The 16,957-nt window shown below is 63.7% G+C and carries 14 protein-coding genes; 11 read left to right on the top strand and 3 right to left on the bottom strand.

Going from position 1 to position 16,957, the window contains the following annotated elements; all coding sequences use genetic code 11:
• The first annotated feature begins 14 nt into the window (after window positions 1–14).
• Window positions 15–992, top strand: a complete 978-nt coding sequence (locus ACFY5A_RS16105) for a LysR family transcriptional regulator (protein WP_387235535.1) — start codon at window positions 15–17, stop codon at window positions 990–992.
• Between the two features lie 66 nt (window positions 993–1,058).
• Here ACFY5A_RS16105 and ACFY5A_RS16100 read toward each other — a convergent pair whose 3' ends face one another.
• The gene (locus ACFY5A_RS16100) at window positions 1,059–2,423 is read right to left on the bottom strand and encodes an MFS transporter (RefSeq protein WP_387235533.1); all 1,365 of its coding nucleotides are present in this window, start codon (window positions 2,421–2,423) and stop codon (window positions 1,059–1,061) included.
• A gap of 388 nt (window positions 2,424–2,811) precedes the next feature.
• Window positions 2,812–3,537: a GntR family transcriptional regulator gene (locus ACFY5A_RS16095; RefSeq protein WP_387235530.1), complete on the bottom strand. Its 726-nt coding sequence runs from the start codon at window positions 3,535–3,537 to the stop codon at window positions 2,812–2,814.
• Between the two features lie 149 nt (window positions 3,538–3,686).
• On the opposite strand from ACFY5A_RS16095, the gene ACFY5A_RS16090 reads away from it, so the two are divergent.
• From ACFY5A_RS16090 to ACFY5A_RS16050, 9 genes are all read left to right on the top strand, one after another.
• Window positions 3,687–5,027, top strand: coding sequence for an ABC transporter substrate-binding protein (locus ACFY5A_RS16090; protein WP_387235527.1), 1,341 nt, complete (start codon window positions 3,687–3,689; stop codon window positions 5,025–5,027).
• A gap of 1 nt (window position 5,028) precedes the next feature.
• Entirely contained in the window at window positions 5,029–6,000 is a 972-nt protein-coding gene (locus ACFY5A_RS16085; protein WP_387235524.1) for a carbohydrate ABC transporter permease, read from the top strand.
• Between the two features lie 50 nt (window positions 6,001–6,050).
• The gene (locus ACFY5A_RS16080) at window positions 6,051–6,809 is read left to right on the top strand and encodes a carbohydrate ABC transporter permease (RefSeq protein WP_387235521.1); all 759 of its coding nucleotides are present in this window, start codon (window positions 6,051–6,053) and stop codon (window positions 6,807–6,809) included.
• Between the two features lie 38 nt (window positions 6,810–6,847).
• Window positions 6,848–7,633 carry a 6-phosphogluconolactonase gene (locus ACFY5A_RS16075; RefSeq protein WP_387235518.1) on the top strand — a complete coding sequence of 262 codons (786 nt, stop codon included), beginning with the start codon at window positions 6,848–6,850 and terminating at the stop codon, window positions 7,631–7,633.
• A complete protein-coding gene (locus ACFY5A_RS16070) occupies window positions 7,626–8,585 on the top strand; it encodes an N-acetylglucosamine kinase (protein ID WP_387235515.1) in 960 nt (319 codons plus the stop codon). The genes ACFY5A_RS16075 and ACFY5A_RS16070 overlap by 8 nt, the downstream gene beginning before the upstream one ends.
• Entirely contained in the window at window positions 8,582–9,919 is a 1,338-nt protein-coding gene (locus ACFY5A_RS16065; RefSeq protein WP_387235512.1) for a hypothetical protein, read from the top strand. The genes ACFY5A_RS16070 and ACFY5A_RS16065 overlap by 4 nt, the downstream gene beginning before the upstream one ends.
• A gap of 101 nt (window positions 9,920–10,020) precedes the next feature.
• On the top strand, window positions 10,021–12,369 hold the full coding sequence (locus tag ACFY5A_RS16060) for a beta-glucosidase (RefSeq protein WP_387235509.1): 2,349 nt from the start codon (window positions 10,021–10,023) through the stop codon (window positions 12,367–12,369).
• A gap of 35 nt (window positions 12,370–12,404) precedes the next feature.
• Window positions 12,405–13,811: a GH1 family beta-glucosidase gene (locus tag ACFY5A_RS16055; RefSeq protein ID WP_387235506.1), complete on the top strand. Its 1,407-nt coding sequence runs from the start codon at window positions 12,405–12,407 to the stop codon at window positions 13,809–13,811.
• Entirely contained in the window at window positions 13,808–14,623 is an 816-nt protein-coding gene (locus ACFY5A_RS16050) for an alpha/beta hydrolase fold domain-containing protein (protein WP_387235503.1), read from the top strand. Before ACFY5A_RS16055 ends, ACFY5A_RS16050 begins: the two co-directional genes overlap by 4 nt.
• 81 nt (window positions 14,624–14,704) lie before the next feature.
• Here the strand turns inward: ACFY5A_RS16050 and ACFY5A_RS16045 are convergent, their stop codons facing one another.
• Complete coding sequence (locus ACFY5A_RS16045) at window positions 14,705–15,574, bottom strand: DMT family transporter (RefSeq protein WP_387235500.1); 870 nt, start codon at window positions 15,572–15,574, stop codon at window positions 14,705–14,707.
• A 184-nt stretch (window positions 15,575–15,758) separates the two neighbouring features.
• On the opposite strand from ACFY5A_RS16045, the gene ACFY5A_RS16040 reads away from it, so the two are divergent.
• Window positions 15,759–16,949, top strand: a complete 1,191-nt coding sequence (locus ACFY5A_RS16040) for a substrate-binding domain-containing protein (RefSeq protein WP_387235497.1) — start codon at window positions 15,759–15,761, stop codon at window positions 16,947–16,949.
• The last annotated feature ends 8 nt before the right edge of the window (window positions 16,950–16,957 follow it).

Below are 16,957 nucleotides of genomic sequence, written 5' to 3'. Positions count from 1 at the left end.
TCGGGAGTCTTGACGTGGTGGCAATCTCGCCATCACTATGCTCGTGTCATGTCTCCAATCAATGGCAGTGGCTGGGCATCACGATGATCGACGGACCTCGTGCGGCGGTCAGCGCGGATGATCTATTGGCGTTCCTCGCGGTGGTCCGTACAGGGCGATACACGACCGCTGCGACCTCAATGGGGGTCGCGCACACGACCGTAGCCCGCCGCGTGGAGACCCTCGAATCCGCCTTGGGGGCGAGGGTGCTCACGCGCGGGCTCGGTGGGTGGGAGGTCACCGCCTTGGGGGAGAGAGTCGCGCAGTCTGCGGAGCAGGTCGAGCGCGCCGTCGCCGCGCTTCGGCGCCCGCCAGGTGCTCTGGAGGGCGTGGTGAGGCTCGCAGCCACGGACGGCTTCAGCGGTTTCATCGCCGCCCCGGCCATCGCAGCGTTGCGCCGTTCGCATCCTGCTGTGTCGCTGGAGATCGTCGCAGCGACGAGGCGGGCCGCGTTGCAGCGGAGCGGCGTGGATCTCGAAGTCGTCGTGGGCAAACCTCACGTGCACCGAGCTGAGCGGGTCCATCTCGCGGATTACGCACTCGCGCTGTACGCGAGCCGAGACTATCTCAAGACGGCCGGCGTCCCGGTGACCCTCGCGGACCTCGGACGGCACTCCCTCGTGTACTTCATCGAATCAATGCTGCAGGTAGACGCGCTAGACGATGCCCGCAGGCACCTGCCGCCGATGACGGATGCCGTCACCAGTACGAACGTGTATGTCCACCTGGACGCGACCCGCGCCGGCGCAGGAGTGGGATTGTTGCCTGCGTTCCTCGCCGACCGTCATCCGGATCTGGTCCGGATTCTCCCCGGCGAGTTCGGAGTCGTGCTCCCGTATTGGCTGGTGTGCCACCCCGAGGCGCTGCGCCAGCCGACCGTGCTCGCGTTCATTGCGGCGATGCGCGAGCGGATCGCCGCTGTTCAGCTTGACCTTCTCGGGGCGCGTCCTTGAACGGAACCGTGCGTGGTTGTGGGGCGCCATCCGGTTGATTGCGCCCCACAACTGCCGTGCGACGCGTCAGCGTGCCGAGGACGCGGGCGCCTCGCGACTTACGCGGTCTTGCTCATCAATCGCACGCAGGTCCGCTCCGCGCGTCTCTCTTGCGGCTGCAACGGCGATCAGTGTGATGGCGCACGCGATCGCGACGTAGATCGCGACGGGGACACTGGACGCGTACTGGGAGAGCAGGCTCGTCGCGATGATCGGGGCCAGGGAGCCGGCGAAGATCGAGGTGACCTGGTATCCGAGGCTGACACCGGAGTAGCGCATACGCGTCGGGAACATCTCCGCCATGATCGCGGGTTGGCCGGCGTACATCGCTGCGTGGAAAACCAGACCGAGCGCGATGGCGAGCCAGATGATGAGTGGATTCGCGGTCTGCATCATCGGGAAAGCGAAGAACCCCCACGCAGCGCCAAGGAAGGCTCCGGCTGCGTACACGGGGCGGCGGCCGATCCGGTCCGAGAGACGTCCGAACAGCGGTATGGCAATGAAATGCACGATGTGCGCGCCAACGAGGATGAGGAGGGTCGCGGAAGTGCCCTCTTTGACGACCTGGGTCAGGTAGACGATGGAGAATGTCACGACCACGTAGTACAGAATGTTCTCGGCGACGCGGAGCCCCATGGCGACGAACACCCCCCGCGGGTAGCGACGCACGACGTCCCAGGGGCCGAAGCTTGTAGAGGCGGCCTCCGCTTGTGCCGTCTGCATTTCCGTGAAGATCGGGGCTTCGGTGACCTTGGTGCGGATATACCACCCAATGAGGACGATGACGGCGGAAAGCCAGAAGGCTACTCGCCAGCCCCATCCGAGGAATGCCTCTGAGGGCAGGGAAGTGGACAGCACGAACAGCACGAGTGTTGCCAGCAGGTTGCCCACTGGTACCGCTGCCTGTGGCCAGCTCGCCCAGAAACCACGTTCGCGGTCCGGACTGTGCTCCGCGACGAGGAGGACTGCGCCACCCCATTCCCCACCGATCGCGAAGCCTTGCGCGAATCGGAGTGCGACCAGCAACGCCGGAGCGAGATAGCCGACCTGGCCGAAACTGGGCAGGCAGCCGATCAGGAACGTGGCTGCGCCGATGATCAGGATGCTGACCTGGAGGAGCCGCTTGCGGCCGTACTTGTCGCCCAGGTGGCCGAAAACGATTCCGCCGAGGGGACGTGCGAGGAACCCGACCGCGTACGTGACGAACGCGGCGATGATCCCCGCGAACGGGTCATCCGACGGGGGAAAGAACACGGTGCCGAACACCAGCGTCGAGGCCGAGGCGTAGAGGAAGAACTCATACCATTCGACGACGGTGCCGGCCATAGACGCCGCGACGACGCGTCTGAGGCCCGACCGGGATTCAGCAGAGGGTGCGGAGGTATTCGTCATGAGTGCTCCTTTGCACACGATCGAGAAGTGACGGGCGGAAGAAACTCAGTCTGCCTACTCGTTCACGAACATGAAATGGTTGAAACTGAGGCCTGGGTGTGCGAATTTGTTCACAGCGAATCCGGAATCGAGGAGGGGCTTCTTCCGGCGGGAGCGGATAGCATGCCACTGCACGCACGGATTCCCCAGACCGGCGTGCATGTGGCAGGGTGCATGTGAGCCCACCCCCGCCATGTGCCGAGGGGGTGCACACCCTTGGTACATGGTTGCGGGTATTCCGCTGGCTATGCAGGTTCGTAGTGCCTTCCGTCAGGACGTGCATTTCGCCTGCCGCTCGAGCTCTCATTTTCGAGAGCGGGTTGTGATGGGCGGCGCTGACGGGTTCGACTCAGGTGGGAAAACGTCGGTACAGATCGGCTTCGAACCTGTAGGCGTCGCCGCGGTATTTATTGGTGCCGAGAAGGATGGGCACACTGTCAGCGGTGTATGCGGTTTCCTCGCCGATGAGGATGGGGGTTCCCGCTGTGGTCCCGAGCAGCTTCGCAAGCGGCGGGTCAGCGATCGCGGCGGTGACTGCGTACGCACTGCGATGAATCGGAGCGCCTACGAGAATGTTCAAAGTCTCATATAGAGATGCATCGCGGAGATCGGCGGTGTCCAACCCGGGAGCTCGTTGCTCGGGGACGACCACGACGTCGAAACACACGGGTGTTCCGTCAAGGCCGCGGAGTCTGTCTACCTGAACGACCGGGGCTGTGGGCGCGATGCGCAGACGCTCGGCCTCGTCGAAGCTTGCGGGGCGAAGCTGTTGCTTGAGAACTGTTGCGGTGGGGCGCAGTCCTCTCGCGCGTGCCATCTCGGTGAAAGACTGCAGGGTGCTCGGCGGCTCTCCTACAACCTGAGAGGGCACGAACCACCCCCTCTGTGCGGAGCGTACGAGCCGCCCCTCTTCCTCGAGGGCCCCGAGGGCCGCGCGAAGTGTCGCACGGCTTACCCCGATTCGCTCTGAGAGCTCTCGTTCACCGGGCAGCCGACTTCCCGGGGCATGAATTCCGAGTTCCAGGTCTGTCGACAACTGGTCGTATGCGTGAGTGGCTGTTCGTGCGAGGATCACGAACGGAGCATACCACGCACCGTAACTGGATCAATATTGAGTATTTCTGGATCAGAACTGGCGCAACTGGTTCACAACTGTTAGCGTGATGTGCCACGGCGCACCGCGCCTCGTACCCGACTACAGCTGTACAACACAACGGAGTGAGCATGTTCTCAAGGAAGACGCGCACCGCGACTGCTCTCGCGATCGGTTCAATTGCGATGCTGGGCCTGGCTGCCTGTGCGCCAGGGGGCGGGGGAGGGGAAGCATCCGGACCCAGTACCGTGTCGAAAGATGTTGCCGCCGCCGGCAACGTGACCCTGAAGCTGTCTGACTTCTTCCAGGGAGACTGGATCGAGCAGATGATCGATCAGTTCGAGAAGAAGTACCCGAATGTCACGATCAAGCGCACCCAGGAGGACTGGGGGCAGCTGACGAGCACGCTCAACCTGCAGCTGCAGGACGACAGCGGCCCGGACATCGCATCCGCGAACAACGGGTGGTCGTCGCTCGGCACCCTCGGGCAGGGCGGTCTGGTGCTGAATCTTGACGACTACGTCGATCTCTACGGCTGGGATGATCTCGCGCCGACGACGATTGCCCGCCAGAACCAGTTCGCAGACGATTTCAGCAGCATCGGTGACGGTTCGTGGTTCGCCACCCCCATCGCATCCGCGTCCCTCATCGGCATCTACTACAACGCCGAGAAGCTCGATGAACTCGGAATTGAGGTGCCGACCACGCTCAAGGAGCTGGAAGCCGCGGCGAAGAAGGTGAAGGCTGCCGGCCAGGTGCCTTTCAGTTACAGCGGACTGGACGGCAACACGGCGGCGCTGCTCGGGCTGCAGAGCGTCTACGGCTCGGAGAGCGACATCAACGACTTCGTCTACGGGTCTACCGATGTCGACGCGGCGGACACAGGACTGTCCGATGCTGCGGCAACGCTTGCGGCGTGGAACAAGGATGGCTGGCTGACCCCCAATTTTGAAGGCCTGGACTACCAGACCTCTCTGGCCAACTTCCTCGACGGCGATGCCGTGTTCCGCTGGGACTACACGGGCTCGCTCGGCATCACCGGTGACCGCCTCAACGACTTCGGGTACATTCAGCTTCCGCAGGAGAAGGGGGGCACCACGGTCGGTGTCGGCGCGTCCGCGGGCGCGATGGTGATCTCGGCGAAGTCGAAGATCCCGGACGTCGCAGCCGCTTTCCTCGACTTCCTCATGTCCAAGGATGCCAGCCAGGCGGCGGTTGACCTGGGCCTGGTCCCGATGCTCAACAAGGTTGACATTCCCGACGTTCTCAGCCAGACCGGCGAAGCGAACGCAACGGCGACCCTCGACTCTGACGACGGCTACGTACCCTACTTCGACTGGGCGAGCCCGACGATGCTCGACGTTCTCACGCAGAACACCCAGCTGCTCCTTGCGGGGAAGACGACACCCGAAGAGTTCACCAAGGCCGTGGACGCGGACCGTGAGACGTTCCTCGCAGGGCAGGGTTCGTGAGATGAGCGTCGCTCACCTCGGGGCCGCCGGAACGCCGGAAACGGCGGACGGCGGTCCCGCCACCACGACGACGCTTCTGGTGCCGCGTCGGCGACAGCGCACGTCACTGGCTCGGCGCCGCATGCGGCGGGCAGGGCTCCTGTTCGCTGCTCCCGGTCTGCTGCTCTACGGGCTGGTCGTGCTGTGGCCGATGGTGCAGTCCGTGCAGTTCTCGTTCTACAAATGGAACGGGGTGGGCGCTTCCGTCTGGGTGGGGCTCGACAACTACATCAACTTCTTCGCCGACCCGGTTCTTCGATCGACGTTGGGGAATGTTCTCGTCCTTATCGTCTTCTTCGCGCTCCTACCGATTGCGTTGGGGCTTGTCTCTGCCGCTCTCATCACGTCGTCGAAGCGTCCAGGCATGGGCGTCTACCGGTGGATCTTCTTCCTCCCGCAGGTGCTCACGAGCGTCGTCATTGCGTTGGTGTTCAAGCGCATGTACGCCCCGGAAGGCCCGATTAATGAAGCCCTTCGCGCGGTCGGACTCGGCGCCTTGGCTCAGAACTGGCTAGGTGACTTCACTTGGGCTCTGCCTGCAGTCGGCCTGATCGGAACCTGGGGGGCCTTCGGGTTCTGCATGGTGCTGTTCATCGCCGGTGCCTCATCCATCCCGCCTGAGCTGTACGAGGCCGCGCGGATGGACGGTGCGGGTCCAGTCCGTGAGTTCTTCACCGTGACCCTTCCGGGGCTGCGAGGACAACTCGCGATCGCCCTCACTCTCACCATCACGGGCGCTTTGCGGGCCTTCGACCTCATCTGGATCACAACCCGCGGCGGACCCGGCACCTCAACCCTGACCCCGTCCGTGGCCCTCTATAAGGCTGCGTTCGTCAACCCCAACGTAGGTCAAGCGGCTGCAATCGGTGTCGTGATGGCAGTGCTGTGCATGATCATCGCCGTCGTGATCACGCGTGTCTCGGAGAAGGAGTGAGTATGTCCTCTCGCACAGAGAAGATCTGGAATTATGGCATCCTCACGGTGATGGCACTCATCGTGCTGTGGCCGGTTGCCACATTCGTGACGGCGGCGCTCAGCCCAGACCGTGCAGGACGGGCCACCGGCGAGATTCGTTGGGACAACTTCCTCGATGCGTGGAACAGCGCGGACTTCTCCCGATCGATGGTGGTGTCGCTCGCGATCACCGCCGCCGTGGTGATCCTCGGGGTTCTGCTATCGATACTCGGCGGATACGCCTTCGGGGTCCTGGGCGTCATGGGAGACAAAGTCTTCTTCCCGCTGGTGCTGTTGGGCATGATGATCTCCCTCGAAGCGATCATCGTTCCGCTGTACTACCAGTTCCGGTCGTTCGGCCTCACGAACAACCTCTTCGGCATCATCCTCATCCACGTCGGTATGGGCGTGCCATTCGGCATCTTCTGGATGCGCGCCGCATTCCGAGCTCTCCCTCGGGGGATCTTCGAGTCAGCGGAGATGGACGGCGCGGGGCCCATGCGGATGTTGTGGTCGATCGCTGTCCCGAACCTCATGCCAGCGGTCTACACGTTCATTCTGCTGAGCTTCATGTGGACCTGGAACGACTACTTCCTGTCGCTGGTGTTCCTGCACGGCGACAACCAGACCGCCACTGTCGCCCTGGGCGTCTTCCAAGGGAAACACGTCACGCAGATCAACCTCATGGCAGCGGGCGGGTTAATCGTCGCCGCACCCGTGCTGATCCTCTATGTGATCTTCCAGCGCAAGTTCATATCCGGAATGCTCGCCGGCGCCATCAAGGAATGACCGGCTCTCTCCCGTCACTCGAATCGAAAGCAAGAACCGTGAACATCACACCCGAAATTCTCCCGACCCCGGATAGCATCGGCGAAGCGGTCGCCGACAGGATCGTCGCCCTGATCGAGGCCAAGGGGCGTAGGCCCTTCCTGCTCGGCTGCCCGAGCGGGCGCACCGCCGTCCCCGTGTACGCCGCTCTCGCCCGTCGTGTCGCGGCAGGAGCGGACCTGTCCACCCTCGTCATCGTCATGATGGATGACTACGTTCTCGAGAACGAAGACGGAACGTTCCAGATCGTCGATCCAGACGCGTCGTACTCATGCCTGGGGTTCGCACGCCGGGACATCCTCAGCCCCCTGACCGCCGCGGCCGCAGCCGCGGGTGTTCCCGCACCGACAGAGATCTGGACAGCGGATCCAAAGAACCCGAGCGACTATGACGTCCGTATCGAATCGGCGGGCGGGATCGACCTGTTCATCCTGGCCTCAGGTGACAGTGACGGGCATGTCGCGTTCAACCAGCCCGGGACCGACCGCTCCGCCGGGACCCATCTCGTCGATCTCGGTGAGGCGACCCGCCGCGACAACATGGACACATTCCCTGAATTCGTAGAGCTCGACATGGTGCCGCGCAAGGGCATCACGGTCGGCATCGACACCATTGCGCGCCTCTCGGAATCCGTGATCATGATCCTCACCGGCGACCACAAGCAGACGGCGTTCACCAGGATCACCACGGCAGACGCCTACGACGCGACGTGGCCGGCGACGATCGTCACCGAGTGCCGCAACCCTCTCATTCTTGCCGACATGGCGGCTGACGTTCGTGTCTGAGATCCGCCCATTCGTAATCGGTGTCGATATCGGGGGCACGAAGACCCGAGTCGCCACCGCCCCCGTCGACGATGCGACGGGGGCCCTGCTTGAGGACGTCATCGTGGCGTCAGCCGCTTGGCGACCCCAGTTGGGCGATGCTCGTGCCGACGCTATGGGGCTGCGAAACCTCCTGGTTCGCCTGCTCGGGGATGCGGCACTGCACGCGCCTCTCGCTGTCGGCGCGCATGGGTGCGACAACGCCAGTCAATGCGACGAACTTGCAGGAGAGCTGCGTACCCAGTTCTTCGGGCCGGTGGTGGTTGTGAATGATTCTGAGCTCATGCCGCTGGCGGTGGGTCAGGTGAACGCGATCGGCGTCGTCGTCGGTACTGGTTCTATCGCAACAGCCAGAACCGCATCTGAACAGCTCATCACTGCCGGGGGGTGGGGGTGGCTCCTCGGTGATGAGGGAAGCGCGCCGGGGCTCGTCCGCGACGCGGTGACGGCGGCCCTTTCTCATCTGGACCGCGGCGGCGCGATCGATCCGCTCATCGAACGTCTCATGGCGGCCTTCGGGGCCGGCGACGCCGCAGAACTCGCGCTGGCCGCCACCCAGGATGCGGGAGCGGAGAGCTGGGGACAGCATGCGCCCGAGGTTTTCGCGGCAGCAGACGAGGGGTCCACTCTCGCTCTCCTCGTCATCGAGAGCGCAGGTGCGCAACTTGCGCAGCTGGTGAGGATGCTCTTCGAACGCGGGGTCGCCGCCCGAGCGATCGTCGCCGGCGGTTCCGTGATCGAGAAGCAGCCCCGCCTTCAGAACGCCCTGCGCACGGCGCTTGCTCGAACCCATCCGGATATCCCGTTCGTGATCCTCGACCAGCCGCCGGTGCACGGAGCCATCGCCCTCGCACGGCACAGCGCCGTAAAGACGTCCCAAAACCCATCGAGAACGGAGAGTGCACGCGCATGAAGGTCACACTGATTGGAGCAGGCAGCCGCGAGTTCGCCGGAAAGATCGTCCGGGATCTCCTGCTGAGCGGCCCTATTGCGGAGAAGGAGCTGGAGATCGTCCTCATGGACATCGCCGCTGAACCTCTCGCCGAAATGGAAACGTACACGCGACAGCTCATCGAGAAGCTTCACCATTCGGCCACTGTCTCGTCGACCACAGATCTCGTACCGGCAGTGTCGGGCGCCTCGTTCGTGGTCACCGCGATCGAGGTCGACCGTTATCACTACTGGTCGCAGGACTTCACCATCCCGCGGAAGTACGGGTTCAAGCAGGTCTACGGAGAGAACGGCGGTCCCGGCGGTTTGTTCCATGCGCTCCGGCAGTTCGGTCCTCTCCTGGAGATCGCCCGTGCCATTGAATCGCACGCTCCCGATGCGCTGTTCCTGAACTTCTCCAACCCGGAGCACAAGGTCTGCGAGGCGATCTCACGCCTGACGTCGGTGAAGGTCGTCGGTCTGTGCCATGGGTACTTCGCCGGCGTGAAGCAGATCTCTTCCCTCCTGGACATTCCGAGCGAGCAGCTCGAACTGCCCGCGGCCGGCATCAACCACTTCACGTGGTTCCAGGAGGTCCGCGATCGCGCAACTGGTGAAGATCTCTACCCGAGGCTGCGGGAACGTGAGCGCGATGCGAACTGGGTCTCTGACTGGCACGAGATCGGTCTGTCGCGCATCCTCTTCCGACGCTTCGGCCTCTGGCCATCGCCGAGCGCGAACCACATCGGGGAGTACATCTCCTGGGCTGACGACTACGTGCCCGCTCAGCTGCAGTACTTCACCGATCCCGGCGAAGGTTCGCCGTGGAGGGACGGGGCAGAGACCCCCGAATGGCACTACCACATCGGCGCCGTCGACACGGATCGGCCCCTGCACGCACCGCGACCGATCGTGTCTCTCGAAGACCAGCCTCTCGAGTCCTCAGAGGAACTCGCGATCCCGATCATCGAGTGGGTCGCCTGCGGTGTCGAGCGTCCTCTGCCGGCCGTGAACATCCCGAACAACGGCGCGATCCCCGGACTGCCTGACGAGATGGTCGTCGAGGTCCCTGCTCGCGCCGAGAACGGCCGACTGGTGCCGCTTCAGATGGAACCTCTCCCGGAAGGGATCTTCGCCATGATCCGACTCCAGGGGTCTATCCATAAGCTGCTCGTCGAGGCTTACGTCGAGCAGTCGAAGGAGAAGCTCCTTCAGGCCGTTCTCCTCGACCCGATCGTCGACAACCACAACCGGGCTGTCGCAATGGTCGACGAGTTCCTCGAGCTTCAGAAAGATGCTCTGCCGCCCCTGAAGTAGAGCCCAGACCGCGGGCGGGCACGACGGCCCCTTCGACGTGCCCGCCCGCACCTCCGCCGCGCGAATCAACCGCACAGCACTCCACACCAAGGAAGATTGCAATGACCCTCCCACCCTTCGATGTCGACGCCGTACTCGCCGCTCTTACCCTCGAAGAGAAGGCTTCGTTGCTCTCCGGTGTCGACGACTGGTTCACGCAGACGATCGACCGACCCGGCCTCCCGGATGCCGTCCCCGCGATCGAGGTCGGCGATGGGCCACATGGCCTGCGGAAAGAGACCGGCGTGGACATGGTGTGGGTTCCGGCGACAGGGTTCCCGACCGCATCGGCGATGGGAGCATCCTGGGATCGAGACCTTATGCGCCGTGTCGGCGCTGCGATTGGGGAAGAAGCACGCGCTGAAGGCGTCCAGGTTGTCCTCGGACCTGGCGTGAACATGAAGCGTTCACCGGTGTGCGGACGGAACTTCGAGTACTTCTCGGAGGATCCCCTTCACTCGGGAGAGATGGGGGCCGCATATGTCGAGGGCGTGCAGTCCACCGGTGTGGGAACCTCGCTGAAGCACTTCGCTGCAAACAACCAAGAGATCGAACGCACGAGGATCTCCGTGGTCGCCGATGAGCGCACTCTTCGCGAAACGTACCTCTCGGCGTTCGAGCGCGTGGTGAAGAAGGCGAACCCGTGGACAGTGATGTGCTCGTACAACCGAGTTCTCGGCATCCATGCCTCGGAGAACGCGTGGCTGCTCACCGAAGTGCTTCGCGAGGAATGGGGGTACCAGGGCGCCGTTGTCTCGGACTGGGATGCGGTCCACCATCGCGTTGCCGCGTTGAAAGCCGGATTGGACCTGGAGATGCCGGGAACGCAGGGGCGTACCGACAGCGAGATCGTTACCGCAGTCCGCTCCGGAGCCCTCGACGAAGAGATCGTCACGACAGCGGCGCGTCGTGTCCTCCAACTCGTCGCCCGCACCTACCCGGGAGAGGGGTTGGTCGATGGGTCGGTGATGAGCCTCGGGCACTCGGCGGGGGACAGGCTCACCGACGCGCAACTCACGGCCTTGCAGGCCGACGCCCATCATGAGCTCGCCCGTGAAGCTGCCGCCGCATGCCTCACGCTTCTTCGCAACGAGGATCGGACTCTCCCTCTCACCGAAGAATCAGGCAACAGGATCGCAGTGATTGGCGCCTTCGCTGAGCACGCGCGGATGCAAGGAGGGGGTTCATCCGGTGTCGACCCGACGCGGGTGGACTCTCCCCTCGAGGCGATTCGTGCAATTGCTGGTGACCGCGTTGCGTACGCACCCGGGTACGTGTACTCGGTGAAGAACGCCTACCAGGATGACAACCTCGCGATCCTCGACGCCCACGGGGTCGCGGTCGTGGATGAGAGCCCGTCGGTACCCCGGCGTTCGGCAACTCTCGCCAAGGAGCTTCAGTACGCCGCGGCCGTACAACAGCTCTCCAAAGGGCCCCTGTCTGACACTGCGGAGCGTCTCCATCAGGACGCCGCCGCCGTCGCCGAAGACGCGGATACCATCGTCGTCTTCGTGGGGCTTCCTCTTGCGTTCGAGCAGGAAGCGAACGACCGAGACTCGCTTGATCTCCCTCAGGATCAGAGTGTCCTCCTCTCTCGTCTGGCGGACATCAGCACGCGTTCGGGGGCGACACTCGTGGTCGTGCTCTCCACAGGGTCGCCGGTGATCATGGAAGGCTGGCATGATCGCGCCCATGCCGTGATTCAGACCTGGCTGGGTGGCCAGGGGATGGGACACGCGATCGCTGATGCCCTCTTCGGGCGCGCCAACCCGTCGGGAAAGCTGTCGGAGACCTTCCCGATCGCACTCGGCGATACGCCGGGGCAACCGAATTGGGGAGGGGAGCGAGGGACTGTCCTCTACGGAGAAGGCGTGTTCATCGGTTACCGCTGGTACGACGCTCTCGATAGGGCAGTGAGCTACCCGTTCGGGCACGGGCTGTCCTACAGCACATTCGAATACACAGACCTGTCGGTTGACATCATCGATGAGAATGCCGGCGTGGTGCGCGTGAGAAGCACGATCACCAACAGCGGTGACGTCGACGGCTCTGAGATCGTGCAGGTCTACGTCGGCGACCCGGATGCCGAAGTGCATCGTCCGCTCCGCGAGCTCCGCGCGTTCGACAAGCTGCAGATCGCCGCCGGACAATCCGTTCAGGTGGAGTTCCTGCTCGAGAACCGTGACTTCGCGTACTGGGACGCTGCGGCCGAACGCAGTGACGGACGGCGCGGTGTATGGCGCAGGGAAGGCGGCGAGTTCCGCGTCGAGGTCGGCGCTTCATCGCGCGACATTCGCCAGGCGGTGACCATCATCCTGCCGGATGACGCAACGATTCCGCCCCTCGTTCCGGACGCTGCGCTCCTCGGAACTCCCGCTTCGCGTTTCGTGCAGGGGCACGCGGGCCAGTGACCCCAGACCGACATCCTTCAACGAACGGAATAGACATGATGAGCCAGACTCATTCCCTCCCCGACGACCTCGCCACTGCAGCGGCATCCCTCGGCCGGCGCTTCCCTCCGAACTTCCTCTGGGGGGCAGCGACAGCAGCCGCGCAGATCGAAGGAGCGATCGACGCCGACGGGCGCTCCCCGAGCATCTGGGACACCTTTGCGAGAGTCCCCGGTGCGATCAGCGGCGGGCACACCCTGGAGCACGCGGATGACCATTACCATCGGTGGCCACAGGACTTGGAGATACTCCGCGACCTTGGCGTCGGTTCGTACCGGTTCTCCATGGCCTGGCCCCGCATCGTGCCTGCATCTGACGGTGTGGTGAATGCGAAGGGCCTGGACTTCTACGATCACCTCGTCGACGAACTGCTCTCGTCCGGCATCGACCCGTTCCTTACTCTCTACCATTGGGACCTCCCGCAGTGGCAGCAGGACAACGGCGGATGGGCGGACAGATCCACTGCGTATCGATTCCAGGAGTATGCCGCTGCCGTCGCGGAGCGGCTCGGCGACCGTGTGAAGCGATGGGCGACCCTCAACGAGCCCTGGGTGTTCACGTTCCTCGGCCATCTTCACGGGGTGCACGCTCCCGGTCAGCGGTCCGAGGAGAACGCAGTACGCGGCATGCATCACGCTCTGCTCGCGCACGGTCTCGGGGTGCAGGCTCTCCGTGCTGCGCTCCCTGACGACGCGGACATCGGCATCGCCTTGAGCATGACGCCTGGTGAGTCGGACACGACATCGCGTGAGGATCGCGTTGCGACCGAACGCTTCGAGGTCTACCGCAACTGGCTCTTTCTCCACCCGATTACCCACGGTGAGTACCATCCGGTCACGCGGAGTCTTTTCCGTACGGAGATCCCCATCGAAGACGGCGACCTCGACATCATCGCGTCTCCTATCGATCACGTGGGTATCAACTACTACGCGAGGGCCGTGCTCTCCGCCGACGACGAAGTCGTCGTCACCGGTGCGCGCGAACTTCAACCGGAAGGCGTGTACACCGCGATGGGATGGGAAGTGCACGCACAGGGTCTCTCGGACATCATCAGCCGGACTCATGAACTGTATGCGCCGCCCGCGATATACGTCACGGAGAACGGATCGGCCTGGGATGACGAGGTCAGCGCCGCCGGTGACATCATCGACACTGAACGTGTCGAATATCTTCTGGGGCACCTGAACGAAGCGGCCAGATGCGCCCACGGGGCCATTCCGTTCCTGGGGTACTTTGCCTGGTCGCTGCTCGACAACTTCGAGTGGGCCGAGGGATACACGAAGCGCTTCGGGCTCGTGCACGTCGACTACGAGTCCCAAACACGAACGCTCAAGCAGTCGGGACTCACCTATCAGGCCATCCTCGAGGCACACCGAGCGAGCATCGACGAAGCGCCGGCGTGACCGTTGACATCCGCAACCTGACGCTGGCGAACCCGGCGCCCGTTCTCGTCCGTGACTACGTGCCACGGACACCATCTGAGCTGCCCCCTATGCTCTGGGTGCACGGCGGTGGCTTCGCCGGGGGAAGCACCGACATGCCCGAGTCTGATGCTGTCGCTCGTCGGCTGGCGGGGATGGGCCAGGTCGTGAGAACCGTGGAGTACCGGCTCGCCCCTCCGATCCCGGATGCCGGACCTCTCGCTCCCGACGAGTCGGAGAGTCGATACCCGGCCGCTCGGGATGATGTGGTTCGCGCATTCTTCGACCTCGTTCCTGACGGGTCTGCCTTTCTCGGAGGTGCGAGTGCGGGAGCGTGCATCGCAGCGAGTGCCGCGATCCGCCTACGCGATGAACAACGCCCGCAACCGTTGGGGCTGGTGCTCGTCTACGGGCTTTTCCACGCGCGATTCCCACTCCACAAGGATGCCGAAGGCGAGCAATTGCGGACGCTGACTGACGCGAGCGCCGATGAGTGGCTGACGCGGATGAACACGAACTATGTCGGGGCAGTCGATGGCCTTGCCGATCCGCGCGCCTTTCCTGGCGAAGGTGACCCTGCGGGACTTCCTGCGACGCTTATCCTCGACGCGCAGCGAGACAGCTTGCGTGCCTCCGGAAAGAGGTTCGCCCAGCAACTGATCCACGCTGGAGTGCCGACAACGGAGATCGTGGTGAGCGACGCCGAGCACGGGTTTCTCAACGACCCTGGTTCCCGCCACTTCATGCGCGGAACCGCGGAGATGCACCATTGGATGCGCTCGTACCCTTTGTGAGCGTGGGCTGTGCGAGGACCTCGCGCGGAAGGTCAGTTCCTTCGTGCAGCCCCTTGCCAATCAGGCAAAGCACTTTTGCGTCTATGTGCGTCGTATCCCTCTAGGTGTGGGGAGAGTGGCAACGAGGACTCCGGCCAGCGCGATCAACCCTCCGACGGCTTTGAGGGGCATGAGAGTCTCTCCAGACGACAGGGCGCACAGATATCCCAACGGAGGGATCGCAGCGGCAGCGGCACCTGTCATCGACGCAGGAAGTCGTTCGGCAGCGTAGGTGAAGAGAACCAACGTCGGTCCGGTGACGACGAGAGCGAGAGCAAGAATCGGCGCGAAGGCGTCGCGCGTCAAAACCGCGGAACCTGAGGCGACCTCCCAAATGAGCCACGGAAGCATGAAGACGGACCCCCACAGTCCCGTGACTGCCGCGATCGTGATCGGGCTGTCGCGAGCATGTGTGTTGCCGCGCAGAATGAGCGTGTACGCGGCGTAACTGCACATCGCAAGGACGTTCAGGATGACGCCGCCGTCCATACTCCAACTGGTCAACGAAGCCACCATCACGCCCACTGTCGCTGCCGTGAGGCCAAGCGCCGTACGTACTGACACTCGCTCTCCGAGAAAGAGCCTCGCACCTGCAACAGTCAGCACCGGCAGGCATGCAGCGACGAGAGACGCAGTCCCCGCCGTAGTGAACAACAGACTCAAATTCGCCAACGAGTAGTACACCGTGACCCCAGTGGCAGCGAGAAGAAGGTACCGCGGTGCCAGGATCGCCGCCCGCAGGCCCCCATGGCGTATCGCTAGGGGGAGGACCACCGCGGTCGCTACCGCGAAGCGGGACACAGACAGCACCGCAGGGGAGGCGCCAGCCAGAGCCCACGCACTCAGTACATAACCGGTCGACCACAGCACCGTCGCAACGACCAACGCGACAACCGGACCCTTCGAACTCATCTGCACATCACCGTCAGATCGTCGTGGATCCTCCTTTCATTAGAGCCGACGTCAGGCATCGTGGAGACGAACACCGGGTGGACGAAACCGTGCATCCGGGTTGACGACACGGTCACGGCCTTCTATGGTTTACGTAATCTGAATCATCTTTCAGGTTGTCCCTTCAACGGTGAGAGGCACACGCATGCGGGTTACGAAGAAGTTCCTCCTGGGCTCCCTGGTGGTCACGACAGCTCTTGTCTTGGCGGCCTGCGCTCCGCAGACCGGCGCTAATACCGGAGGGGGTGATGGAGATTCAGGCCCGGAGTCAATCACGGTCGGCGTGATCACGAGCGAGACGGGTCCGCTCGCCGGATACGGGGCACAGTACCTTGCCGGCTTCGAGGCAGGTCTTGACTACGCAACGGACGGCACCGGCGAGATCGACAGGACGAAGATCATCGTGGAGAACCGTGACGATGCGGGCGACCCGGATACTGCGGTGACTGCGGCGAAAGAACTCATTGGGGACGGGGCGAACATCCTCCTCGGTAGTGCCTCGTCCGGTGTTGCACTCGCGGTGGCGGAGCAGGCGGCCCAGAACAAGGTTCTGTTCATTTCCGGGCCGGCGGCTGCGGATGGCATCACCGGTGTCAACGACTACACATTCCGCTCTGGTCGTCAGTCCGCACAGGACGTCGCGACAGCCGGAACCTTCCTCGATGACATCGAGGGCAAGACGGTAGCCGTCTTCGCCCAGAACAACGCGTTCGGGCAAGGCAACGTCGCCGCTGTGGAGGCAATTCTCGGCGGCAAGGGAGCCACGGTGACTCCGGTCCTCGTGGCCGAGGATGTGACGGAGTTCACGCCGTTCGCGCAGCAGGTTCTCACCGCGAAGCCCGACCTCGTGTTCGTTGCCTGGGCGGGGGCCACCTCGGGGGCGATGTGGCAGGCGATGAGTCAGCAGGGCGTCCTGGACGACATCCCTGTGGTCACCGGACTCGGCGACTCGGCCACGTTCAGCGCCTACGGAGAAGCATCCGAGAAGATCAACTTCCTCAACCACTACTTTCCGGGCGCGCCGGACAACAAGGTGAACGATGCGATGGTCACGGCGATCGAGGACGCAGGAGCCACCCCCGATCTGTTCAGCCCCGACGGCTTCAACGCGGCCATCATGCTCGTGCACGCTATCAAGGAAGGAAAGGGCGACGTCGATGACATGATCGCCGCCCTCGAAGGGTTCGAGTTCGAAGGTCCCAAGGGCACCACAACTGTGCGCGCCGACGACCACGCTCTCCTGCAGAGCATGTACCAGGTGAAGCTCATCGCGAAGGACGGTTCGTTCGTCCCGGAGCTCGTCGACACGGTCGACGCCGCGACCGTGGCTCCGTGACCGCCCGA

The sequence above is a fragment of the Microbacterium sp. NPDC012755 genome (assembly GCF_042901325.1).
Taxonomy (GTDB): domain Bacteria; phylum Actinomycetota; class Actinomycetes; order Actinomycetales; family Microbacteriaceae; genus Microbacterium; species Microbacterium natoriense.
This window is presented reverse-complemented; position numbering and strand designations above follow the sequence as displayed.